The sequence below is a fragment of the Colwellia polaris genome (assembly GCF_002104515.1).
GTDB classification, from domain to species: domain Bacteria; phylum Pseudomonadota; class Gammaproteobacteria; order Enterobacterales; family Alteromonadaceae; genus Cognaticolwellia; species Cognaticolwellia polaris.
The window spans coordinates 184,469-206,533 of record NZ_NBOE01000001.1; the positions used below are offsets into that span (position 1 = coordinate 184,469).

The following is a 22,065-nucleotide window of genomic DNA, read 5'->3' on the forward strand; positions in this document are numbered from 1 at the left end:
TGTTTTTAGTAAGTGGATTGTCGGCTGTCTTGCATGGTTTTGATCACTTTAAAAGCGTCTTTTAAATGTTCTCGTTCAAGCTTTGAAATATCTTTTGGCGATAAATAATTATTCGGCTGTAGCCCTTGTTGTAATTTATCGGCTTGATTAACCATGCGCAACATACTGAGAAACTCAAATGCATCAACAAGATTTGCTGCCGATGCTGTTGATAATGAAGGTGTGCCTGCTGCTTGCTTTAGTCGTTCTATGGTATTAACAGAAGAAATTCCTTCTGATAAAGCATAAATACGCGCAAGGTCAACAATCGGCGCAATACCATTATGCTTTAAATCTAGTGTTGCTTTATTTTCGCCATTTTGCTTTAAAACGAAGTCACGAAAAAAGCCCAATGGTGGCCTTAAATTTAAGGCATTACGTGATAAGTGAGCGATAAAGAGCGTACTGCTTTTAGTGGTTTTCAACATCTTCGTTCGCACTTTTTCTAATAATTGGTTATCGCCATAAACGGTGGTTAAGTCAAAAAAAGTGCTGCAATGCATTAAGGCTTTTGGCTCTGGTGTGTTTATCCATTGAAAAAAATATTGTGACCATTGTTTTTGGGTTTTACACCATTGTGGGTTTGTGGCCATGACATTACCTGGGCAGTAAATAAACCCACAAGCAGCTAAGCCATCAGATACAAACGTAGCAAGGTCTTTAAACCAATAGCCATGCTCTGGTTTTAGGTCGTTAGATATGATCAAGGCGTTGTCTTGGTCTGAGTGCGCAAATTGCTCTTGCCGCGCTTGAGACCCTGCAGCTAACCATGCATAAGGTACGGGAGGAGGACCTAACAGTTTTTCAGCCATTTCTATCAAACGAATAGTAAATGCCATGGTAATAGCGCTAATACTCTTACCCACATGATCAGCAGTAGTGCCTAATTTAGCCATACGAATTTGTAGCTTAGGAATCATGCTACTTATTTCAGTTAGCTCGCCTACAGAGGTTGCTTTATGAATAACGCTGGTAATGTTAACGGCATTTTGTCCTTCATTATTCATTAAGTCGGTGACGGTAACCATGCCTTTAAGTTGGTTATTAGCAGTCACGGGTAAGTGATGTATATGTTTTTGTGTCATTTTCATTAACGCATCGTAAGCGGTGCTATTAATATCTATGGTGGTCATATCGTCCGTCATAATTGCACTAACGGGTTGTTTTATACTTAACCCTTGCGCCACACATCGACGACGAATGTCTTTATCGGTGACTATGCCTAATGGATGTTCATTATCAGCAACTACTAAACAAGAAAAGCCTTGTTCGGTCATCAAAATAGCTGCTTGTTGAATCGTTTTATTCGGACTAATCGTTACTACAGGGCTGTGATAAAAATTATCAATTGGGCTATTCAATAAGGACGAGTTTACTATTGCTTCTTCATTTACTTGCAACATTTTTTTATTCAGTCTTTGCTCTGAAGTGTGTTGAAAGTAGGCGATTACATCAGGATACTCTTTAATTAATTGCTGAAAATTATTGTAATTAATCCCATAGAGTAAGGTATCTTCATCTGAAGCAATATTTGGGGGTGTATGCCTATGTTGACTCAAACAAAAAGCCGAACATATCTCCCCTTCACTATACTTTGCTAATAACTTTTCATCTTCGCTAAAGTAACTTAAAGCACCCTTGCGAAGTATGTAGATATTCGCTTCTTCATTGTTTGTGGCTGACAGTGATTGGCCGCGACGAACATAACTAATGCTGATCTCTTTTACTATTTGCTCAATGATATTACTCGGCAATAAGTCCAAAGGAGGAATCGCTTGAATAAATTCGCTGATTTCACTTAATGCTGAGTCCATAACAATATCCCAAGTAAATACACTTACTGTATTTAGGGGAATTGTGTGACTTAAGTCAACCGTTAGAATCGCGTTCTAGACTAAAGTTTAATATAAGCGCTGAAATAATATTGCTAGTGTGTAACTTAGAGTAGGTTAAGTATTCATTTATCCAATGTTGGTTTTACCAGCGGGTCGAATTAATAGTCAACCTCTCTTAAACAACAGGTAATACCGATTGAAAATCAATTTGGTATATAGCGTATAAAAATCATAAAACGCTGTGCTTATTAAGCTGATTATGTTTGATAAGAATAATTGCTAGGAGAGAATGATGGAAGGTAATGCAACATATTGGACAGAGAATCTGCGCCTAATATTTATATGTCTTGCTGTCTGGTTTGTAGTTTCGTTTGGCTTTGGCTTATTGCTTGTAGAGCCATTAAATGAGATTCGATTGGGTGGGTACAAACTAGGTTTCTGGTTTGCACAACAAGGTTCGATTTACACATTTGTCGGTTTAGTTTTTTGGTATACCAAGAAAATGAACGACCTTGATAAAAAATATAACGTGGAGGAATCATAATGGATGAGTTAAAGATTTATACATACATTGCCGTATTTGGTTCTTTCGCTATTTATTTCGGTATAGCTTGGTGGGCACGTGCTGGCTCAACAAGTGATTTTTATGTGGCTGGTGGTGGTGTAACACCTATGCAAAATGGTATGGCTATTGGTGCCGATTGGATGAGTGCTGCGTCATTTATCTCAATGGCCGGTATGATCTCATTCTTAGGTTACGGGGGCTCTGTATTCCTAATGGGTTGGACCGGTGGTTATGTATTATTAGCCATGCTACTTGCACCTTACATGCGCAAACACGGTAAATTTACCGTACCTGAATTTATATATGATCGTTATTATTCAAAAACGGCTCGTATAGTCGCGGTTGTTTGTTTAATTATTGCTTCATTAACTTACATTATCGGTCAAATGAAGGGGGTAGGTGTTGCTTTCTCTCGCTTCTTAGAAGTTGACTACGATTTAGGTCTTTACATCGGTATGTTCGTTGTTTGGGTTTATGCAGTATTAGGTGGTATGAAAGGTATTACTTACACGCAAATTGCTCAGTACTGTGTATTGATTTTTGCTTACACCATTCCAGCCGTGTTTATTTCATTGCAGTTAACGGGTAACCCAATTCCACAATTAGGTTTAGGTTCTACTTTAGCTGACGGTAGTGGTGTTTACTTACTTGATAAGTTAGATATGGTGGTTACAGATTTAGGCTTTAAAGAATACACCACTGATAACATGGGCGGCACAGTAAACATGTTTGCTTATACCTTATCTCTGATGATTGGTACTGCAGGTTTACCGCACGTTATTATGCGCTTCTTCACAGTTCCTTCAGTTAAAGCAGCACGTCAATCAGCCGGTTACGCCTTAGTATTTATTGCTTTGTTATATACCGTTGCTCCTGCAGTTGGCGCTATGGCTCGTTTAAACTTAATGAACACCATTGAACCAGTAGCAGGTCAAAATCTTGAATATGCTGAGCGTCCTCAGTGGTTTAAAGATTGGGAAAATACCGGTCTATTACAATATGAAGAAAAAAATGGCGATGGTAAAATTCAGTACACTGCTGATAAAGAAACCAATGAAATGATTAAAGTTGACCGCGACATTATGGTATTGGCTAACCCTGCAATTGCTAACCTACCTAACTGGGTAATAGCTTTAGTTGCTGCGGGTGGTTTAGCTGCTGCATTGTCTACGGCTGCTGGTTTATTATTGGCCATATCATCCTCAATTTCTCATGATTTAATGAAAGGTATATTAACGCCCGATTTAACAGAGAAGAATGAGTTAATGGCTGGTCGTATTGTGATGACAATATCGGTATTGGTGGCTGGTTGGCTAGGTTTAAATCCGCCTGGCTTTGCCGCTGGTACGGTTGCACTGGCCTTTGGTTTGGCAGCGTCGTCAATATTCCCTGCACTAATGATGGGTATATTCGCTAAGAAAATGAGTGGAAAAGCAGCCGTTGCTGGTATGATTTCAGGTATCGGTGTAACTATGCTTTATGTATTCCAACATAAAGGTATTATGTTTATCCCAGGTACTTCATTCTTAGGAGATATGGGTCCTAACTGGTTCTTTGGTATTTCTCCAAATGCCTTTGGTTCAGTTGGTGCGGTTGTTAACTTTGCGGTAGCATTTACTGTGTTGAAATTTACCGGTCCAGCACCTGCGCATATTCAACAATTAGTTGAAAACTTCCGTACGCCACATGGTGGGGTTTCGGCAGCACATGACCATTAATAACAAGTAATGGAATTGTATATTCAATGAATAAAGGCTCCACTTTGGGGCCTTTAATTTTTCTGATTTAGGGAGGACTTAAAGCGAATCGGCTTTGTATTATCGGCACTACTTATAGTGCTACAGCATAACGTTTACAATTGAATATTAAAGAGGATGATCATGAATCGTCATACAAAAGTAGCTTTAATGGTGGCACCGTTTCTTATTTTGGGTGGCTACATAGCGTCAGATTTTTATCTTGAAAATAAAGCGGATCAAGAAAGGGTATTTAATATGGTGCCTTTTGGTCATTGTGATGTTATTAATAAAAAATGTATTTTGAAATCAGGTGAATTTGAAGTCAATATATATGATGAAGCAGGAACGACTACGTTAAATTCAACATTCCCGCTCGACAGCGCAACATTCTTTATCGTTGATAACGATAAGCAAGTCAATGCATACCCATTAGGTATGATTGACAATGCATATTATTGGAAGAGTCCAACGCCTTTGCGAAACAAAATGTCAGGTAACAGTGATAAGCAAAAATTACGGGTAATAGCGAATATAAAAGGCGGACAATATATTGCTGAATTTTATACTCAAACTATACAGTAGCCATTAACCTTCGCATGACAAGTTTAATGACAGACGTAAATAAATTAATATAATCGTATGTTAAAACACACCATTTAAGTTATAGAGAAATTCAATGTTTCCAAATTGGCAATTAGCGGGCTTAAGTTTTGCTTATATAGGTTTGCTGTTTTTTATTGCCTATATTGGGGATAAGTATCGACATAAATTATTGCGTAAAAGCCAAGCGATAATTTATGCCTTAACGCTTGGCGTGTATTGTACGTCTTGGAGTTTTTTAGGCACTCCCGGGCAAGCATCTAATAACTTTATTTCTCATTTACCAATATATTTAGGGCCAATATTACTTTTTATTTTTGCCTGGCCCTTTATTCAACGCATTATACGGGTAAGTTTAAAGCTCAACCTCACTTCAATTGCTGACTTATTAGCAGCACGCTTTGGTAAATCACATAATTTAGCTATCTTAGTCACCATTGTGGCGTTAATTGGCACTATGCCTTACATTGCGCTGCAATTAAAAGCGATTGTTTATACCTTTCAACAATTACAAGCAGAGCAAAGTCTCGCCAATTGGCATTTCGGTTTAGTGGTCAGTTTAGTTTTGGCTGGTTTTACTATTGTCTTTGGTGTACGAAATATCGATGTTACGGAGCGCCACCCAGGTGTTATGCTTGCTATTGCTTTTGAGTCTTTAGTGAAGCTATTTGCTTTTATCGCGGTCGGTTTTTTTGTCACTTATGTATTGTTTGATTCGCCTATGGAGCTTTGGCGCCGCTCATCGGTAAGTCTACAACTTGATCAACAACTGAGTTTCCCAAATGTAATGTCAATGTTCGCCATGTTAGTGATCACAATGGCAGCATTCCTATCTTTACCTCGTCAATTTCAAGTGATGGTGGTTGAGCTAAAAGATGAGAAAGATACTTGGTTGAGTCGCCGTATTTTCCCTCTTTATTTATTAGTTTTTGCTGTTTTTGCTGTACCCCTAGGATTGGCAGGCGATTTATTGCTCGGAGATACGGTTCCGTCTGACGCTTATGTATTGTTTTTACCTTGGTACCAACAACAACCTTGGTTAACACTATTTACCTTCTTAGGTGCGATTTCTGCAGCTAGTTCAATGGTTATTATTTCTTCTATTGCTTTGAGTACCATGCTCAGTAATGAGATTGTTTTCCCTTGGCTGTATCGCGCAAATAAAAGTCATGATACTGATTATGACAAATTTCGCTTACGGTTATTAACCATTCGTAAAGTCTTAGTCTTATTTGTTATTTTATTAGGTTACAGCGTATTTCTAATGGCATCGCCAGATACCTTGAGCTCGTTAGGTGAAATAGCATTTGGTGCTTTTGCGCAATTAACACCCGCTTTAGTTGCTGCTTTTTACTGGCGCAGAGCAACATTAACAGCCGTTTATGGCGGTATCGCTATTGGGTTTTCTGCATGGCTTACTCTGAACTTTATTCCTCAGTTTGGTGTTTACCCGCACCCATTTGAAGGCAGCTTTTTACCCGCCAATTCAATGGCAAGCTTATTGTCACTCTCTGTTAATATTATTGCGATGTGGTTACTTTCACATGTTAGTCGTCAAAGTGTACAAGAGCGTATGCAAGCCTCGTTATTTATGGAGTATCAAGCACCAAAAGCATTACAGCTGCAGCGCAACAAACAAATTAATTATCTAGAGTTGGAATTATTAGTTTCTCGATTTGTTGGTGAGAAAAAAACCATCACGAGTTTTAAGCAATTTCAACGTTCGATAGACAAAGCCAAAATGAGTCATGTTGCCTATAACCAGAAATTGCTGCAGCACACTGAAAACACGTTAGCAAGTGTTATGGGGGCTTCGTCAGCACGTTTAGTTTTATCATCGGCATTAGAAGGGCGTGATATTGCTTTAGATGAAATAGCCGTATTGGTAGAAGAAGCATCAAGCCAGCGTCAACAATATAGCCAAGACTTATTACAAAGTGCTATTGAAAACGCCAGTGAGGGCATTTCTATTGTCGATAGTGAATTAAATCTTGTTGCTTGGAATAAAAAATATATTGATTTATTTTCCTACCCTAGTGAACTTATTTACCAAGGTAGCCCGATCAGTGATTTAATTCGCTTTAACGTGGTACGTGGCTTATGCGGTGTTGGTAAAGTTGAAGAGCAAGTAAATAAACGCCTTGAGCATTTGCGTAATGGTAGTCCACATAGCTCTGAACGCGAACATAGCGATGGCCGAGTTATTCGTATTGAAGGTAATCCGCTACCAGGTGGTGGTTTTGTTATGTTGTTCTCCGATATAACCGCTTATCGTCAAGCAGAAAAAGGTTTGAAAGAAGCGAATGTTGATTTAGAAACACGGGTACTTGAGCGGACACAAAAACTAGAACAAACCAATGATGCTTTAGCATTAGCACGTGAGAAAGCTGAACAAGCACATGTTAAAAAAAGTTTATATTTAAAAGCATGTAGCCACGACTTAATGCAACCATTAGAGGCAGCACGTTTATTTACTTCGGCATTATCGAGTCAAGGAAACTTAACGGCTACTCAGCAACGGCAGGTAGATAACATAGATCATTCACTGAAAGTTGCAAATGACTTAGTGGCAGATCTTGCTGAAATCGCACGTATTGAAAGTGGTAATATTAAGCCTAAAATCAGTAGGTTTTCAGTAAAATCTCTGTTTGATGATCTTGCTAAAGAGTTTTCTGCCAGTGCTGTTGATCTCGATATTGAGTTTAGAGTGCATTGTAACAATAGTCTGTGGCTACGCTCAGACAGAAGTTTATTACGTCGGATACTGCAAAATTTAATCGGTAATGCGTTTCGATATGCGAGCCCAGGTAAAGTGTTATTAGGAGCAAGAGCCAAAGGTGGTAACGTTGATATTCAAGTACTTGATAACGGTCCAGGTATTCCTGAGGATAAACAAACATTAGTTTTTGAACAGTTTACGCAACTAGAAAATCAACAAAATTCATCTGCTGGCGGGCTAGGTTTAGGGTTAAATATTACCCAAAGTTTAGCGCAACTGTTAGATCACCCTTTAGCCTTAATTTCTCAAGTTGGTCTAGGTTGTAAGTTCTCAATTAACGTTGAAAGAGCGCAAGAACAACAAGAAGTTTTAGCGGTAAAACCGAAAGCGAATATAGGCTTGAGAGATGTGACGGTCATGTGTATTGATAACGACCCTGATGTATTAAACGGCATGGTTGAACTGTTAACCGCTTGGGATTGTAATGTATTAGCGGCAGATTCTTATCAACAGGCGCTTTCATTGTATGATATTCATAAAAACGATATTGAAATTTTGTTAGTTGATTATCAACTTGACGCTAACTATAACGGCATTGCTTTAATTGCTAAATTGAGAAAAATGAGTCGACATTACGTGCCTGCCATTTTAATTACCGCGACCACTGATAGCGACTTAGAAGAGAAAACTTTAGCTGCTGATATTGGCTTTATGCGGAAGTTAATCAAGCCTGCAGCGCTTAGGGCGATGATGAGCTCGATGTTAACGAAGAAGTTACAAGCGAAGTATTTAACCTGACACTGAATAATGAGTACTTAATACTCAAGTGAATAAAAAGCTTAAGTGGTAAAGTCAATGCTATAGCAAGGTGAACATCACGAATAGCCACCAATGCTTCATTTTCTGCCATTTCCAAGGCAAAACGTTGATGGATAGCGCGCTATTTATCGACGTTTTAACGCAGATAATGGGTTAAAAAGAAGGGTTGAGCAAGTGCTGCTTATCTAGCGTTCAGGTTATTTGCAATAATCGCCTTACATTGAACTAAGTTAAAAAATTAATTCAATGTTTTTTGAGGGATTATTAACAGTCTTGTAGTTGTACGTCGTTAATATCAAGTTGTGCAATTGCAATAACCGCTTGGGTACGATTACGCACATCGAGTTTACGAAATATAGCCGTTGCGTGTGCTTTAATTGTCGCTTCAGAAACATGTAAATCATAAGCTATTTGTTTATTGAGCATGCCTTGAGCAAACATCATTAAAATTCGATATTGTTGTTGCGTTAGACTTGCAACACGTTCAGCTATATCGTTATTGTCTTGCATAGGTGATGATTGACTATACGCTTCCGGTGTCCAAATATTCCCTAGCAATACTTGTTGAATAGCATTGTAGATATCGTCTACTGGCGTAGACTTAGGAATAAAACCTGAAGCTCCGTAACCCATAGATTTATGAATGGTATCGTGATCTTCATGGGCTGATACCACCACAACGGGTATTTGTGGGAAGTGATTACGTACATGGATCAAAGTGTTAAAACCATGAGCGCCGGGAATATGTAAATCGAGTAACAATAAATCACTGTCATTATTATCGCTAAGTTGTTGTTCGAGCTCTGCAATGGTTTGTGCTTCTAGCCAGTGGGTTTGCGTGAGCTTTAATTTTAGTGTGCCTAGTAGTGCTTGCCTAAATAGTGGGTGATCGTCAGCTATTATAATTTTTTCTGGCTGAATCATATTATTGTTTCCTTAAAAGTTCCCCGATCCTATCGTAGACCAATAAACGTTAATTTTTTATTAGACTTTAGCCTAGTAAAAAAATAATACCAGTTTAAAAAAACATTTAAACTGGTATTAATCATAGTCTATGTTACTGAAAAGTCGCTGCGCTAATTAAGCTAAGACATCAATATACTAGTGTTACCGCTATGCTTTATCAGGAATATTTGCCAGTACCGCTATTAATAATTGCCAATATTGCTCTACGGTTGCAATCTGTACTTTTTCATCCGGAGAATGTGGAAATTTAATTGTAGGTCCAAATGACACCATATCCCAATTTGGATAGGCAGTTTTAAATAAACCACATTCTAAACCGGCATGAATAACCATAATTTCAGGTACTTTATTAAACAAAGACTGATAGGTATTACGCACCGTTTGCATTAATGCTGAATTTGTATCTGGCTTCCAACCAGGGTATGCCCCAGAAAAAGCAATGTTTGCGCCTGCTAGTTCAAATACAGACTGCACCATGGTTTGCGCTTCTTGTCGGCCATCGTCATGCAAGCTGCGAATTAGCGTCATGGCAACAAACTTATTACCTTTACTGCGCATAACACCTAAGTTTAAAGACGTTTCAACAATACCTTCAATATCATCGCTCATACGTAGCACGCCATTTGGACAAGCATTAAGCGCACGTAAAATAGTATGTTGAGTTGTACTGGTCCAACACTCGTCAAAAGTTTCAGGAGATATTAATAACATCTCGATATCGGTTTCGATAGCACCCAGAGACTGATTAATGGTGGCTAAGTATTCAGATAACTTTTCTTTTAGTGCCGGTACCTTTGCACGATCAATAACGAAACTAGCATCAGCTTCTCGTGGGATCGCGTTGCGTAAACTTCCGCCATTGAGTTCGGTTAAACGTATATCTAATGCTTGGCTAGCGTCGAGTAAAAACCTGACAAGTAGCTTATTAGCATTTGCACGTCCGGTATGAATATCCACACCAGAATGGCCTCCTTTTAAGCCCGAAATAGATAAGTTAAATGATTCAACTTCATCTGTAACATCTTCATACTTAATGGCAAAAGTCGCTTCGCCATCAATACCGCCGGCGCAACCCATATAGATTTCACCTTCTTGCTCTGAGTCGGTATTGATCAGTAACTCACCATCAAGCCAACCGGCTTCTAGACCAAAAGCACCCGTCATACCGGCTTCTTCATCGATGGTGACTAGAACTTCTAATGGGCCATGGGCAATATCATCGCTAGCCAATACAGCAAGTGCAGATGAAAGACCAATGCCGTTATCTGCACCTAATGTAGTACCTTCTGCTGTAACCCAGTCGCCATCGGCTTCCGTGATAATATAGGGTTTAATAGGGTCGGTGAGAAAGTCATGTACTTTATCGGCATTTTTTTGCGGCACCATATCCATGTGGGCCTGTAAAATAACGCCTTTTTTATTCTCTAAGCCATCGGTAGCAGGTTTCTTAATAATTAAGTTTCCTACAGCATCTTCTTTCACACTCAGCCCTTGTTCGGTCGCCCAAGTTTGGATCCAAAGTGATATTTTTTGTTCGTGTTTTGAAGGGTGTGGAATGCTACAAATGGTATCAAATATTTGCCATAATTTTTTTGGCTGTAGTTGTGCTAAGGTGCTCAATGAAGTTCCTTTATTGTTTGGTGTTAAGCAGAGTGACTGACACTATGGTAAATAGTTAAGTTATTTATCAGCCATTAAAAATTGCCATTGCTCGTTAAAGTCAGTACTTGGCTTTTTGGTAAAGTTTGAACGAACATATTGGTTAATTTTACCTTCAGCAAAAGCCATTAAAATATTAGCTAGGGCTAATTCTGAAATAGTAAAACCTTTACCTTCGCGCAATTTACGCTCACGAAGTACTTGTTTAAATTGCGACTCAAGCTTTTCAAAAAATTGATTTACGCGGGCGCGTAAACGTTCGTTTTCACCCATTAAAGCGTCACCCGCTAGAATACGGCACATACCAGGATTACGCTCTGCAAAAATCAGTAAAACATGCAGAATATGGTGGCAGCGAACAAGGGCTTCTTTGTGATCTGTTAAGATTAAATTTACACGTGAAAAAATTGATTCTTCGATAAACTCTATTAATCCTTCAAACATACGCGCCTTTGAAGGAAAGTGGCGATAAAGTGCGGCTTCAGAAACGCCTACTTCAGCGGCAAGTTTTGCCGTAGTAATTCTTTGTCCTGCGCTAGTTTGTAACATGTGCGCAAGGCATTCTAAAATTTGTTGTTTACGATTAGGTTTTTGAGTCGCCGGCATAAAACTGATTCTCTATTTTTATTATGTTTTCAGTTGCCATATTTACCGAATTAATAAATACATCGGCGCAATATGACAACTGAAAGATTAGCGTGATTGTATAGCGTTAGTTAGCTGATATTCAATAATAAAATAAATCCAATAAGATTAACTTTATTATTGAGAACCCAGTAATGTTTGATGAATATATTGAACTAATTGTTTAGCAAGTTCACTTTTATTCATTAAAGATAACTCTTTTTCATTATTAGGCGTAAAAACTGTTAACGCATTGTTGTCACTATTAAACCCTTGTCCCACTGTGGCAACATTGTTAGCGGCTATCATATCAAGATTCTTGCGAGCTAACTTGTCTTGTGCGTAATGTTTTACATCTTGTGTTTCAGCAGCAAAACCTACGGTAAACGGCTTATTCTCTAGTGCTGCAACATCAGCAACAATGTCAGGATTTTTGATTAAATTAAGTTGCATGGTATCTTGCGACTTTTTAATTTTTTCATTCGCGATATTATCAATGCGGTAATCAGCTACCGCAGCACATGCAACAAAAACATCAGATGTTGGAGCATAAGTTAGCGCTTGTTGATGCATTTCAATGGCGCTGTTAACGGCGATTTTTTTGCAATTTAGCGGTGTCGTTAAATTTACAGGGCCAGAAATTATAGTCACTTCAGCGCCAAGTTCTTGGGCTGCTGCAGCAATAGCAAAACCCATTTTTCCTGAACTGTGATTAGAAATGTAACGCACAGGGTCAATAGCTTCACGAGTGGGTCCAGCAGTAATTACCCACTTTTGACCTGTTAAAGGTTTTTGTTCAACAGAAGTATTGTTATTACCCGCTGCAATAGCTTGGCAGGTTAGATCTACTAATTCTGGTACATCTAGCATGCGACCTAAACCTACATCGCCACAAGCTTGCTCTCCTGCTCCAGGGCCGAATAATGTGTATTGCCAAGCAGTTAAGGTATTAATATTTTTTTGGGTTGCTTGGCTATGCCACATTTGTTGATTCATTGCTGGCGCTATCGCTATTGGCGCGGCTGTTGCCAAGCAAAGTGTGGTTAATAAATCATTCGCCATGCCTGCAGCAATTTTAGCGATTATATCTGCGGTTGCAGGGGCAATTAAAATAAAGTCTGCCCATTTTGCCAACTCAATATGGCCCATAGCTAATTCTGCTTGCGTATCCAATAAGCTGTCAGAAACTGCATTAGCTGAAACCGCTTGCAAGGTTAAAGGTGTAATAAAGGCTTTAGCGCCTTCTGTCATAACCACGCGAACATCGGCACCTTTTTCTTTTAATCGGCGAACAAGTTCAGGCGTTTTGTAAGCGGCAATACCACCACTAATACCCAAGAGAATTTTTTTACCCTGAAGAATCTGCATAAGCTGCTAATCTTAATAACGACAATGGGCGATAAGATAGCATTATTCGCGCTTTATTTAAAATCACTTTGCAAGGATGCACTTATGTTAAAAGACTGGCCAGATTGTGAAAAACCAAGAGAAAAACTCTTACAGCACGGGCCTAAAAGCCTCAGCGATGCAGAATTATTAGCAATTTTTTTACGTACTGGTGTTAAAGGTTGTCATGTAGTTGATTTAGCAAGAAATTTATTGAGAGATTTTGGCAGTATAGCGAAAATTTATCAGGCAGACTTAACCGACTTTTGTCAGCATCATGGTTTAGGTGTTGCTAAGTATGTGCAGTTGCAAGCATGTTTGGAAATGTCGACGCGCTATTTAGCCGAGCAAATGAAAACAGGCGAAGGGCTAACATCTTCTTTGCGCACACAAAATTTTTTAAAAGCAGAGCTACGCCATGAAACCCGCGAAATATTTGCGGTGTTGTTTTTAAATACCCAGCATCAAGTTATTAAGTTTGAACGCTTATTTCAAGGTACTATTAATGCCGCAGCTGTTTACCCACGCATTGTTGTTGAAGCGGCAATTAAACACCAAGCAGGTGCGGTTATTCTGGCGCATAATCACCCTTCTGGTATTGCAGAACCGAGCATTGCCGATAATCAAATTACTAGTCGATTAGAGCAAGCGCTTGCTTTAATTGATATTAAAGTGCTTGATCATATAATAGTTGCGGGTTGCCATTGTTATTCGTATGCTGAACATGGACGAATGGTTGAACAATGAATACTTATCATGCAAACGTAGTAAATTAAGGAGTCTCTATGAGTGATATTGACAATACACACGAAAACGAAGCAAGCGAACGCCGACGATCGTTTCGTCTCGATATGGAAAAAGAAATAATTGATATCGTTTGGGTTGATAACAACGGCGATGAAAAACGCAAAAAAATAGTGTGTTTAGATTTTTCTCGTGGCGGCTTAAAAGTAGATTGTGACTGCGAAATTGCAGCAAATACCCAAGTAACCGTTATATTTAAAGCAGCAAATCCAAATAGCCAAAAGTTGTTTGGTAAAGTTATACGTTGTGTAAAACAAGATAATGGCTGGTTCGAAGTTGCAATGCAGCTGACAGATCTTGCTTAAGCTAACCCTGAATTATTGAACTATAATAAAGTGGTTGTTGTATTTTAAGTAGTAAACAAGGAATTACCAAGATGATGATTTTAGTAGGCGGGGAAAAAGGTGGTAGTGGTAAAAGTTGCCTAGCGCAGAATTTAGCTGTGTATTTTGCCCGTGAGAAAAAAGCTATTGTATTGATGGTTGATTGTGATCCACAGCGAACTACGTCTGATTGGATACAAGCAAGAAATTCTGATCCGTCACTACCAGCCATCAATTGTATTCAATTGTACGGTAAAATTAGAAATGATTTATTAAGTCTAAACCAACACTATGATTATGTGATTGTAGATTGTGGTGGCCAAGATAACTTAGCCTTACGAGCGGCTATGTCAGTAGCTGACCATGTTGTTATACCACTGAGACCTAAACGTCGCGATTTAAAAACAGTACCCCATATGGAAGACATGCTAAGCACATGTAAAATGGTTAACCCTAAAATGTTAGCATCGTTTGTCATAACACAATGCCCTTCTTTACCTAATCAAGCAGGTAGAATTCTAGAAGCTAAAGAAGTATGTAGCTCCTTCGGCATTAATGTATTAAATGCCGTAACGTTTAACCGTAATGTTTATGATGACAGTGAAGAAATGGGTTCATCTGTACTGGAAATTGAACCTGATAGTAAAGCGGCGATAGAAATGATCGCAATAGCTGAAGAGCTATTATCGATGAAACCGGACAATGCCCATGAGTTTAATTGATCTAAAAAAATCCAAGGACGGTCCAAAGAAAAAGAAAAAATTCACGGTTGATGAATTTATTGCTGATGCGGAAGATTATGCCAAAGGGCAACCTAAAATTGTCAGTCGTGAACATGATGAAATGTCATTGCAAGAAGCAATTTTGGCAGCTAAAGAACATGCAAATCGCAAAACACAAACCAGCAATGAGGTCGGTCGTCGTTTTCGTCCTGCAACATTCACGTTAAGCGAAGCTGCTATAGAACAGTTGCAAGAATTGGCCGTTGATACGCAATTAGCTAAGTCTCATATTATTCGTATTTTAATTGATGAACTCTGTAATAAAGCTCAAAAAGAAAAATTGCGTAAATTATTAGACTCAAAAATAGACTAAAATCGCACCTTTATTAATCGACTAGAATGATATTACTGCAATTATTGCCTCATTTTTACCATTTTATTTATCTAAGCCCTTGAAATTTAATCTATTTTAAAAGTATTTGTTTTTAGGGCGATTAATACTGGAATTCATTTTTCAGTTTCACTATAATATGCCACCTTTTTCAGGATCCCGAGGCGACGGTCTTGGGGAAATACAGCACGACCTGAAATTAATTTTGGAGTACTCATTATGTCTAAAGTTTGCCAAGTAACAGGCAAAAAGCCAATGGTTGGAAACAACCGTTCGCACGCAAGAAACGCGACTCGTCGTCGTTTTTTACCTAACCTTCAAACTCACCGTTTTTGGGTTGAGAGTGAAAATAGCTTCGTTAAATTACGTTTAACTCCGAAAGGAATGCGTATTATCGATAAAAAAGGTATTGATGCAGTTTTAACTGATATCCGTGCCCGTGGCGAAAAAGTTTAAGGAATTGCACAATGCGCGATAAAATTCGTTTAGTTTCTAGTGCTGGCACTGGCCATTTTTACACTACAGACAAAAACAAAAAAACTATGCCTGAGAAAATGGAGATCAAAAAGTTTGATCCTCGCATTCGTCAGCATGTTATGTATAAAGAAGCTAAAATCAAGTAATTGATTACTGCTTATTTAAAAGCCCGGTTTATACCGGGTTTTTTATTGCCTAAAGAAAAGTATGCAGTTAAGCACAACTGATTAACCATGGCTAACTTCCACCTTGATAGATGCTTATTTTGTACATAGTCGTGAGTTGTTTGATGCGCTAGTAAGATGAGTTTATTCTTTTAGTTTGAAAAGCTACTCAATTAGCTGCTCATGTTTAGTCATGAAAAAGTAGTGTAATAAATTGAACACATTGATATAAAAAAGGAGAAACCACGTAATGCGGCTTCTCCTTTATGTTAAGGCTGGGATAAAAGCTTTGTGGTTATATTTGCTGTTGTTTAATCCAGTCCATAGTTAACTCTTCAAGCAATGCCATAGGTAAGCTACCATTTTTCAACATTTGGTCATGAAAAGCTCTAACATCGAACTTATTACCAAGCGCGGCCTCTGCTGTAGCACGTAACTGACGAATTTTAATTTCACCAATTTTGTATGATAATGCCTGTGCTGGCCAACTTATGTATCGATCAATTTGGCCAATAACATCGGCCATGCTTAACGCTGTATTGTCAGCTAAATAATCAATGGCTTGTTGTCGAGTCCAACCTTTAGCATGAATGCCGGTATCAACCACTAAGCGACAAGCACGCCATGCCTCGTAAGTTAGGCGGCCAAAGTCACTGTAAGGGTCTTGATAAAAGCCCATTTCTTTACCTAAGCGTTCTGAATATAGTCCCCAGCCTTCACCGTAAGCTGCGTGGTATAATGTTTTACGAAACTCTGCCATATCAACTTCTTGTGCAATGGCACTTTGAAAATGATGACCGGGCTCGGCCTCATGAAAGGTTAAAGCTTCTAAGGTATATAATGGTTGGCTCTCTAAATTTTTAGTTTCTAAAAAATAAGTTCCTGATGTAGTGCCACTGCCATCTGAGGCAACATAATACGCGCCGCCATTAGGGCTAGATTTTATATCAAAGGTCGAACGAGGTAGTACGGTAAACCATTTGGGTAATTGGGCAGCCATTTTACGTGTGATATAGCTGGCTTTTTCAAGCATATCCATTGCATTGTCAGTATAAAATTGTGGGTCGGTACGTAAGAATTTAATGAAATCTTTGAACTCTCCTTTAAAGCCGACTGCTTTGATAATGGTCTGCATTTCTTGACGAATACGCTTAACTTCATCTAAGCCTGTTTGATGAATTTCATCTGCGGTTAGGTCTGTAGTGGTGTAATACTCAATTAAGTATTGATAGTAATCAGCCCCCCCTTTAACGCTATTAATACCGGCAGTCGTTCGACAGTTTGTCATATACTCTTGAGTAAAAAAGTCATAAAACGCTTGGTACTCGGGAAGCACAGTGTTTTTAATTAAGTTTTTTACTTGCTGACGATAAGTACTTTGTTGCGCCGGAGATATTGCTGTTGGCATATTTAGCATAGGCGCATAAAAAACACTCTCTTCCACATTATTGACTAAATGTTTACTGATCGACTTTTCGTAGCCTTTAAAGCTTTTACAGTAATGTGTATGCCCCAAAGCAACCGCTTGTTTAAGATCAACAATGTGCTCTTGGTTATAGCGTGGATAGTCAGCAAGGCTGATCAAATAATTGCGGTAGTCTTGCTCGGTTAAGAATGACATATTCGCGGGGGCGCCAGCAAAATAACTATGAAAACCAGAATAGTAGGTTAACGGATAAAGATGATCTTGAAATTGATAGCTCTTTTCTTCTGCTTCGCGTTCATATTTAAATAAACGATAACTTACTTGTTCAGCCGATGTTAGTTGCGTAACGTCAATGGTTTCGATGCGAGATAATAATTCATGGTTATAGGTTGCACGACGCTCGCGACCTTTTGCTGACATTTCAGGTAACTTACCGTTCATTCGAAAGGCATCAGGGTCTTTTCTGAAAAATATTTGTTCTTTATTTGCGTTTTGCCAATGCTCGTCGAGTAACTGTTGAAATTTTTCACTGTTTTGATTTGCAAACGTGCTAGTAGTGAGCGATAAGCCACTGAACAATAATATGCCTATACTGAGTTGTTTTATTTTCATAAGAAAACCTTGGTTTTTGAAAGCACTAAGAGAATGCTTTATTATTTGTTAATAGTGTAAAGCTATGTACTAATAAGCTCAATTTTTTCGTATTATGAAGTCAATGCTCGTCTTGGGAATATATTATGGTGAAGCTATCAAAAACGGGTTGGAACAATGTCATTATTTTTGCGGTTATGGGCTTTATTTTAGTGATTAATTTAACCAATAAAAAAATATTTTCAGCTGATGACAATGTTAGTAGTGAGCAGGAAATTGCACTCGTTGGTAAGCAAAATGTCATACTAACCTTAAGTATTAATAATATTGTAAATATTGAACGTATTGGTCGCACATGGCGATCAACACCCAGCAACATATCCGGGCAAGCTTTAGCGCAAATGATGATGTCTTGGCAACAAAGTACTGGTGAGGCTATGGCGCAAGCACCAGAGATAGACCGACAATTTTCGCTTGATGTAAAACTTGATATTGCAGGCCAGGTTGAACCACTAGCGTTAAACTTTTATGCCACAGAACAGCAATTATTAATATTTAATCAGCGCTCAAAACAATGGCTGACAATGCCGATCGCTATGTATGGGCAATTATTTCCACAAGAAATATTTGCCGGTTAGCAGATGTTATTTCAATTTTATCGAATTAGAAGGCAGTAACCCAATGAACAAATGTGCAATTTTATCGATGGACAATTTAGAAGACTTTGAAGTCTATGACTATTTAATCGATCAGCCGCTATTAGCTTTAGGGTGGCAAACAGAAGAGGTTTCATGGCGTTGTGCTAAGGTGAACTGGAATGACTATAAAGCGGTTATTATTCGAAGCCCTTGGGATTATCAAGACGATATGGAGCGCTTTCTCGAGGTATTATCGCGCATTGAACAATCGACAGCCCGACTAGAAAATAGTTTAAGTGTGGTTAAATGGAATATTAACAAAAGCTATTTAAAAAGCTTAGCCGCTGAGAAAATAACCATTGTGCCAACACTTTGGCCCGATGCTTTTGAAGCTGACAAGCTAACAGAATATTTTGATTATTTTGCAACCGAGCAAGTGGTATTAAAACCCAGAGTTAGTGCCAACTCAGATAATACCTTTTGGCTTACAAAAGCTAATTATAAAGACAATATAACCGATTTAAAGCAAGCTTTTGCCAGCCGAGAGTTAATGGTGCAGCCTTTTATGGAAAGTATTTGTCAAGAAGGCGAATTTTCCTTGTTCTATTTTAATGGTGAATACAGCCATGCCATTTTAAAAACGCCGGCGCAGGGCGATTTTAGAGTACAAGAAGAGCATGGTGGAGGTTTATTGTCAGTAACACCCGAAGATGGCTTGATTGCAGTTGCTAACAAAACGATGCAAGCCATTAGTAAGCTTCATGGTGAATTACTTTATGCCCGCATTGATTTTGTTCGTCATCAAGACACATTTGCGTTAATGGAAGCTGAGTTAATCGAACCTTCATTGTATTTTAATATGGACGAAGGTTCACCGCAGCGTTTTGCTAGCGCCTTTGCTGCTAGAATGAAGGCTTTCGAACAACAAGCAAGTAATACTAAAGCTAACAGCAGTTCGTCACTACCAGGAAAACCTTAATATGCCTGAATTACCCGAGGTAGAAGTGTGCCGATTAGGCATAACGCCACATATTACACAGCAAAAAGTTACCCAAGTAATTGTGCGTAATGCCAAGTTACGCTGGCCTATACCTGATGAAGTACATAATGTTGTGGGTGAAAAGTTAGAAACAATAGAACGGCGGTCAAAATACCTTCTATTAAGATTTTCTAGTGGTACTTTATTGCTACATCTTGGCATGTCTGGCTCGGTACGAATTTTGGAAGAACATACGCCAGCGGCTAAGCATGATCATTTTGAAATGCTATTTGATAACGACAAAATGCTGAGGTTAAATGACCCAAGACGTTTTGGTGCAGTGCTGTGGTTTCCTGAGCATCAGGACTTACAAGGATTGTTAACCAAGTTAGGACCAGAGCCTTTAACAGCAGATTTTGCCTATGGACATTTATTTGCCAAAGCAGGTAACCGTAAGGTGCCGATTAAAACCTTTTTAATGGATAATCATGTGGTTGTGGGTGTTGGTAATATTTATGCGAATGAGGCGTTATTTATTGCTAGTATTCATCCCGCCACTTTAGTTAATAGTATTAGTGAAGAAAAATTTAATCAGTTAACAGACATTATTAAACAAGTGTTAGCGGCGGCAATTGAGCAAGGCGGTACAACGCTAAAAGATTTTACGCAGGCTGATGGCAAACCAGGCTATTTTGCTCAAAAACTTTTTGTGTACGGGCGTGCCGGGGAAAAATGTGATGGTTGCCAAACCATACTAGAAGAGATTCGCCAATCGAATCGCAGCTCTGTTTTTTGCCCCACTTGCCAAGTTCAGGTAATACCTAAACAAGCAGCGAAAAAAAAGCCAAAGAAAGCTACTAATGCAACTAAAGCAATTTAAAATAATGCACTTAAAGGATTAAAATGCCAGTTAAATCAAGTCTAATGTTGATGTTCCTCTCTCTTTTCATGCTGTCTTGTAAGTCAACTGATAGCATCAGAAAAACGACTCGCTCATTAGAAGTAAAAGAAATTACCGGGATGACACAATATAAAAAAGGCAATTATGAGCAAGCATTTCATTTGCTTAAAGAGCCAGCAGCATGGGGCTATAAAGGCTCACAATATGCTTTAGCTTTTATGTTCTTGAAGGGTCAATATGTTGAACAGTCAGTTTTGCTTGGTATGGGATGGTTAGGAGTAGCTAAGGAGGCGAATGTAAGGGAATGGAATGAGCAATATGATGATTTTTATGCTTTTGCAACGCCAGCTATTCAAAATGAAATCGACACTATTGTCGCTGAATATATTCGTCGATATGGACTTAGTTCACAACATGTAACGTGTCGAAAGTCTATTAACACTTCATCGAATCGAGTTGATGTTAAATGTCACAAGTATGATGGCTTGAGTATTTTATATGAAGTGGATTTAGTTGAGTAGGTATAAAATAGCGGCGCTAGCTAAATTTAATAAGTTAAATTTAGCTGCAATGTGCACGTTAAAGACTGTTATTTTCATGCTTTTTAAAGTAGTTAACGCTAAAGCTATTGCCAAGCTTTAGTTCACGTTATAATTCTACTTTAATACCAAGATTATGTGCAACTGGGCTACCTTGAGCACTTTTTACCTGATATGCCCCTAAAAAGAGTCAAATAATTGATGAAACCTTACGAAAATATTGCTGAGTTAATTGCTAATCTTGAACAAGAAATTCAAGCAATTAACCACGAAATTACGACCCTAAAAACAGCGCCAGAAAACTTTAACGAGCAAGTTCTTTTTAAGTATATTGAAACGGGCAGTACCGGACAAACTAAAGACTTTGTCCGCTCGTTAGGTGTAAAGTCTGAACGTGGCTCGTTATTTTCTTCGGGTGATGTCAGTAAATTAATTAAGTCGGGCAGCGATGACATCTCACCTGATTTACTCGCTATAGCGCGTAAAATTGCTAACACGAAAAATAAAAATGGTAAGCAACGCTAATAATACCGGTTAATAAAGTGGCGATTCATTCAACCTTAGTTGATTAAAAGGCTTGTAATATCACGTCAGTATTATGTGAATTATAGCCTTTTAATTACTTATTCTTCTCTGTAAATCAGCCCTAGCTTATTTGTAAGCCTTATTGATGTTTAAGCATACTGGCATCGAGTGCTTTTTTTACCGCAGGATGGACAAACTGGCTAACATCACCATGGTGCAGAGCTACTTCTTTGACTAACGTTGATGAGATAAAAGAGTTTTTTTCAGCAGGTGTTAAAAATACCGACTCTAAGTCGGGTGCTAAACGTCGGTTCATATTCGCTAATTGAAACTCATATTCAAAATCAGAAACAGCACGTAAACCCCGAATAAGCACTTTTGCCTGATGATTTTTAGCAAAGTCTATTAATAAACCACTAAAGCCAACGACGGTTACATTAGGTAAATGCTCTGTAACCGCTTTAAGTAAAGCTACGCGCTGATCTAAATCAAAGAGTGGCTTTTTACTTGGGCTAGCGGCAATACCTACAATAACTTCACTAAATAAACGACTTGCTCGCTCTATTAAATCGGCATGCCCATTGGTAACCGGATCGAATGTACCGGGATAAATTGCTTTAATTGCCATAAGTTT

Annotated in this window: 22 protein-coding genes; 15 read left to right on the plus strand and 7 right to left on the minus strand. The window is 38.5% G+C overall.

Annotated elements, in window-relative coordinates; translation table 11 throughout:
* Positions 1–5: 5 nt before the first annotated feature.
* The gene (locus B6A32_RS00800) at positions 6–1,853 is read right to left on the minus strand and encodes a putative nucleotidyltransferase substrate binding domain-containing protein (RefSeq protein ID WP_085300865.1); all 1,848 of its coding nucleotides are present in this window, start codon (positions 1,851–1,853) and stop codon (positions 6–8) included.
* A gap of 313 nt (positions 1,854–2,166) precedes the next feature.
* Here B6A32_RS00800 and B6A32_RS00805 point away from each other — a divergent pair, with 313 nt between their 5' ends.
* From B6A32_RS00805 to B6A32_RS00820, 4 genes are all read left to right on the plus strand, one after another.
* Positions 2,167–2,418, plus strand: a complete 252-nt coding sequence (locus tag B6A32_RS00805) for a DUF4212 domain-containing protein (protein WP_085300866.1) — start codon at positions 2,167–2,169, stop codon at positions 2,416–2,418.
* Positions 2,418–4,157: a sodium:solute symporter family protein gene (locus B6A32_RS00810; protein WP_085300867.1), complete on the plus strand. Its 1,740-nt coding sequence runs from the start codon at positions 2,418–2,420 to the stop codon at positions 4,155–4,157. Before B6A32_RS00805 ends, B6A32_RS00810 begins: the two co-directional genes overlap by 1 nt.
* Positions 4,158–4,319: 162 nt before the next feature.
* Complete coding sequence (locus tag B6A32_RS00815; protein WP_085300868.1) at positions 4,320–4,760, plus strand: hypothetical protein; 441 nt, start codon at positions 4,320–4,322, stop codon at positions 4,758–4,760.
* Between the two features lie 94 nt (positions 4,761–4,854).
* Complete coding sequence (locus tag B6A32_RS00820; RefSeq protein ID WP_085300869.1) at positions 4,855–8,295, plus strand: hybrid sensor histidine kinase/response regulator; 3,441 nt, start codon at positions 4,855–4,857, stop codon at positions 8,293–8,295.
* 285 nt (positions 8,296–8,580) lie between these two features.
* On the opposite strand, the gene B6A32_RS00825 is transcribed toward B6A32_RS00820, so the two are convergent.
* From B6A32_RS00825 to coaBC, 4 genes are all read right to left on the minus strand, one after another.
* Positions 8,581–9,240 carry a response regulator gene (locus B6A32_RS00825; RefSeq protein WP_085300870.1) on the minus strand — a complete coding sequence of 220 codons (660 nt, stop codon included), beginning with the start codon at positions 9,238–9,240 and terminating at the stop codon, positions 8,581–8,583.
* A 189-nt stretch (positions 9,241–9,429) separates the two neighbouring features.
* Positions 9,430–10,902, minus strand: a complete 1,473-nt coding sequence (locus B6A32_RS00830) for an aminoacyl-histidine dipeptidase (protein WP_085300871.1) — start codon at positions 10,900–10,902, stop codon at positions 9,430–9,432.
* Positions 10,903–10,962: 60 nt separating this feature from the next.
* The gene (slmA, locus tag B6A32_RS00835) at positions 10,963–11,547 is read right to left on the minus strand and encodes a nucleoid occlusion factor SlmA (RefSeq protein ID WP_085300872.1); all 585 of its coding nucleotides are present in this window, start codon (positions 11,545–11,547) and stop codon (positions 10,963–10,965) included.
* 156 nt (positions 11,548–11,703) lie between these two features.
* A complete protein-coding gene (gene coaBC, locus B6A32_RS00840; protein WP_085300873.1) occupies positions 11,704–12,933 on the minus strand; it encodes a bifunctional phosphopantothenoylcysteine decarboxylase/phosphopantothenate--cysteine ligase CoaBC in 1,230 nt (409 codons plus the stop codon).
* Between the two features lie 84 nt (positions 12,934–13,017).
* Between coaBC and radC the strand changes: the two genes are divergently transcribed.
* From radC to rpmG, 6 genes are all read left to right on the plus strand, one after another.
* Positions 13,018–13,698 (plus strand): RadC family protein, encoded by a 681-nt coding sequence (radC, locus tag B6A32_RS00845; protein ID WP_233131284.1) that lies wholly within the window; start codon positions 13,018–13,020, stop codon positions 13,696–13,698.
* Between the two features lie 38 nt (positions 13,699–13,736).
* The gene (locus B6A32_RS00850) at positions 13,737–14,060 is read left to right on the plus strand and encodes a PilZ domain-containing protein (RefSeq protein ID WP_085300875.1); all 324 of its coding nucleotides are present in this window, start codon (positions 13,737–13,739) and stop codon (positions 14,058–14,060) included.
* A 71-nt stretch (positions 14,061–14,131) separates the two neighbouring features.
* The gene (locus B6A32_RS00855) at positions 14,132–14,800 is read left to right on the plus strand and encodes an AAA family ATPase (RefSeq protein WP_085300876.1); all 669 of its coding nucleotides are present in this window, start codon (positions 14,132–14,134) and stop codon (positions 14,798–14,800) included.
* The gene (locus B6A32_RS00860) at positions 14,787–15,173 is read left to right on the plus strand and encodes a hypothetical protein (RefSeq protein ID WP_085300877.1); all 387 of its coding nucleotides are present in this window, start codon (positions 14,787–14,789) and stop codon (positions 15,171–15,173) included. The genes B6A32_RS00855 and B6A32_RS00860 overlap by 14 nt, the downstream gene beginning before the upstream one ends.
* A 237-nt stretch (positions 15,174–15,410) precedes the next feature.
* Positions 15,411–15,647 carry a 50S ribosomal protein L28 gene (gene rpmB / locus B6A32_RS00865; protein ID WP_077284236.1) on the plus strand — a complete coding sequence of 79 codons (237 nt, stop codon included), beginning with the start codon at positions 15,411–15,413 and terminating at the stop codon, positions 15,645–15,647.
* An 11-nt stretch (positions 15,648–15,658) separates the two neighbouring features.
* Positions 15,659–15,814 carry a 50S ribosomal protein L33 gene (gene rpmG / locus B6A32_RS00870; RefSeq protein ID WP_070375415.1) on the plus strand — a complete coding sequence of 52 codons (156 nt, stop codon included), beginning with the start codon at positions 15,659–15,661 and terminating at the stop codon, positions 15,812–15,814.
* 313 nt (positions 15,815–16,127) lie between these two features.
* Here the strand turns inward: rpmG and B6A32_RS00875 are convergent, their stop codons facing one another.
* Positions 16,128–17,870, minus strand: a complete 1,743-nt coding sequence (locus tag B6A32_RS00875; protein WP_085300878.1) for a DUF885 domain-containing protein — start codon at positions 17,868–17,870, stop codon at positions 16,128–16,130.
* A gap of 125 nt (positions 17,871–17,995) precedes the next feature.
* Between B6A32_RS00875 and B6A32_RS00880 the strand changes: the two genes are divergently transcribed.
* From B6A32_RS00880 to B6A32_RS00900, 5 genes are all read left to right on the plus strand, one after another.
* The gene (locus tag B6A32_RS00880; protein WP_085300879.1) at positions 17,996–18,487 is read left to right on the plus strand and encodes a hypothetical protein; all 492 of its coding nucleotides are present in this window, start codon (positions 17,996–17,998) and stop codon (positions 18,485–18,487) included.
* Between the two features lie 43 nt (positions 18,488–18,530).
* A complete protein-coding gene (locus tag B6A32_RS00885) occupies positions 18,531–19,466 on the plus strand; it encodes an ATP-grasp domain-containing protein (protein WP_143327855.1) in 936 nt (311 codons plus the stop codon).
* Position 19,467: 1 nt separating this feature from the next.
* Entirely contained in the window at positions 19,468–20,346 is an 879-nt protein-coding gene (mutM, locus tag B6A32_RS00890) for a bifunctional DNA-formamidopyrimidine glycosylase/DNA-(apurinic or apyrimidinic site) lyase (protein WP_085300880.1), read from the plus strand.
* Positions 20,347–20,369: 23 nt separating this feature from the next.
* Positions 20,370–20,888: a hypothetical protein gene (locus B6A32_RS00895; RefSeq protein WP_085300881.1), complete on the plus strand. Its 519-nt coding sequence runs from the start codon at positions 20,370–20,372 to the stop codon at positions 20,886–20,888.
* Positions 20,889–21,107: 219 nt separating this feature from the next.
* Positions 21,108–21,431: a hypothetical protein gene (locus tag B6A32_RS00900; RefSeq protein WP_085300882.1), complete on the plus strand. Its 324-nt coding sequence runs from the start codon at positions 21,108–21,110 to the stop codon at positions 21,429–21,431.
* A gap of 139 nt (positions 21,432–21,570) precedes the next feature.
* On the opposite strand, the gene coaD is transcribed toward B6A32_RS00900, so the two are convergent.
* Positions 21,571–22,059, minus strand: coding sequence for a pantetheine-phosphate adenylyltransferase (coaD, locus tag B6A32_RS00905; RefSeq protein ID WP_085300883.1), 489 nt, complete (start codon positions 22,057–22,059; stop codon positions 21,571–21,573).
* Positions 22,060–22,065 lie beyond the last annotated feature (6 nt).

Bases quoted from the DNA above. Each gene is read 5' to 3' on its own strand.
- B6A32_RS00885 (WP_143327855.1), top strand. From the start codon at position 18,531: ATGAACAAATGTGCAATTTTATCGATGGACAATTTAGAAGACTTTGAA.
- rpmG (WP_070375415.1), top strand. From the start codon at position 15,659: ATGCGCGATAAAATTCGTTTAGTTTCTAGTGCTGGCACTGGCCATTTT.
- coaD (WP_085300883.1), bottom strand. From the start codon at position 22,059: ATGGCAATTAAAGCAATTTATCCCGGTACATTCGATCCGGTTACCAAT.
- B6A32_RS00875 (WP_085300878.1), bottom strand. From the start codon at position 17,870: ATGAAAATAAAACAACTCAGTATAGGCATATTATTGTTCAGTGGCTTA.
- B6A32_RS00810 (WP_085300867.1), top strand. From the start codon at position 2,418: ATGGATGAGTTAAAGATTTATACATACATTGCCGTATTTGGTTCTTTC.
- B6A32_RS00895 (WP_085300881.1), top strand. From the start codon at position 20,370: ATGCCAGTTAAATCAAGTCTAATGTTGATGTTCCTCTCTCTTTTCATG.
- B6A32_RS00820 (WP_085300869.1), top strand. From the start codon at position 4,855: ATGTTTCCAAATTGGCAATTAGCGGGCTTAAGTTTTGCTTATATAGGT.
- B6A32_RS00900 (WP_085300882.1), top strand. From the start codon at position 21,108: ATGAAACCTTACGAAAATATTGCTGAGTTAATTGCTAATCTTGAACAA.
- B6A32_RS00800 (WP_085300865.1), bottom strand. From the start codon at position 1,853: ATGGACTCAGCATTAAGTGAAATCAGCGAATTTATTCAAGCGATTCCT.
- B6A32_RS00880 (WP_085300879.1), top strand. From the start codon at position 17,996: ATGGTGAAGCTATCAAAAACGGGTTGGAACAATGTCATTATTTTTGCG.
- B6A32_RS00860 (WP_085300877.1), top strand. From the start codon at position 14,787: ATGAGTTTAATTGATCTAAAAAAATCCAAGGACGGTCCAAAGAAAAAG.
- B6A32_RS00855 (WP_085300876.1), top strand. From the start codon at position 14,132: ATGATGATTTTAGTAGGCGGGGAAAAAGGTGGTAGTGGTAAAAGTTGC.
- B6A32_RS00805 (WP_085300866.1), top strand. From the start codon at position 2,167: ATGGAAGGTAATGCAACATATTGGACAGAGAATCTGCGCCTAATATTT.
- mutM (WP_085300880.1), top strand. From the start codon at position 19,468: ATGCCTGAATTACCCGAGGTAGAAGTGTGCCGATTAGGCATAACGCCA.
- B6A32_RS00815 (WP_085300868.1), top strand. From the start codon at position 4,320: ATGAATCGTCATACAAAAGTAGCTTTAATGGTGGCACCGTTTCTTATT.
- coaBC (WP_085300873.1), bottom strand. From the start codon at position 12,933: ATGCAGATTCTTCAGGGTAAAAAAATTCTCTTGGGTATTAGTGGTGGT.
- B6A32_RS00825 (WP_085300870.1), bottom strand. From the start codon at position 9,240: ATGATTCAGCCAGAAAAAATTATAATAGCTGACGATCACCCACTATTT.
- slmA (WP_085300872.1), bottom strand. From the start codon at position 11,547: ATGCCGGCGACTCAAAAACCTAATCGTAAACAACAAATTTTAGAATGC.
- B6A32_RS00850 (WP_085300875.1), top strand. From the start codon at position 13,737: ATGAGTGATATTGACAATACACACGAAAACGAAGCAAGCGAACGCCGA.
- rpmB (WP_077284236.1), top strand. From the start codon at position 15,411: ATGTCTAAAGTTTGCCAAGTAACAGGCAAAAAGCCAATGGTTGGAAAC.
- radC (WP_233131284.1), top strand. From the start codon at position 13,018: ATGTTAAAAGACTGGCCAGATTGTGAAAAACCAAGAGAAAAACTCTTA.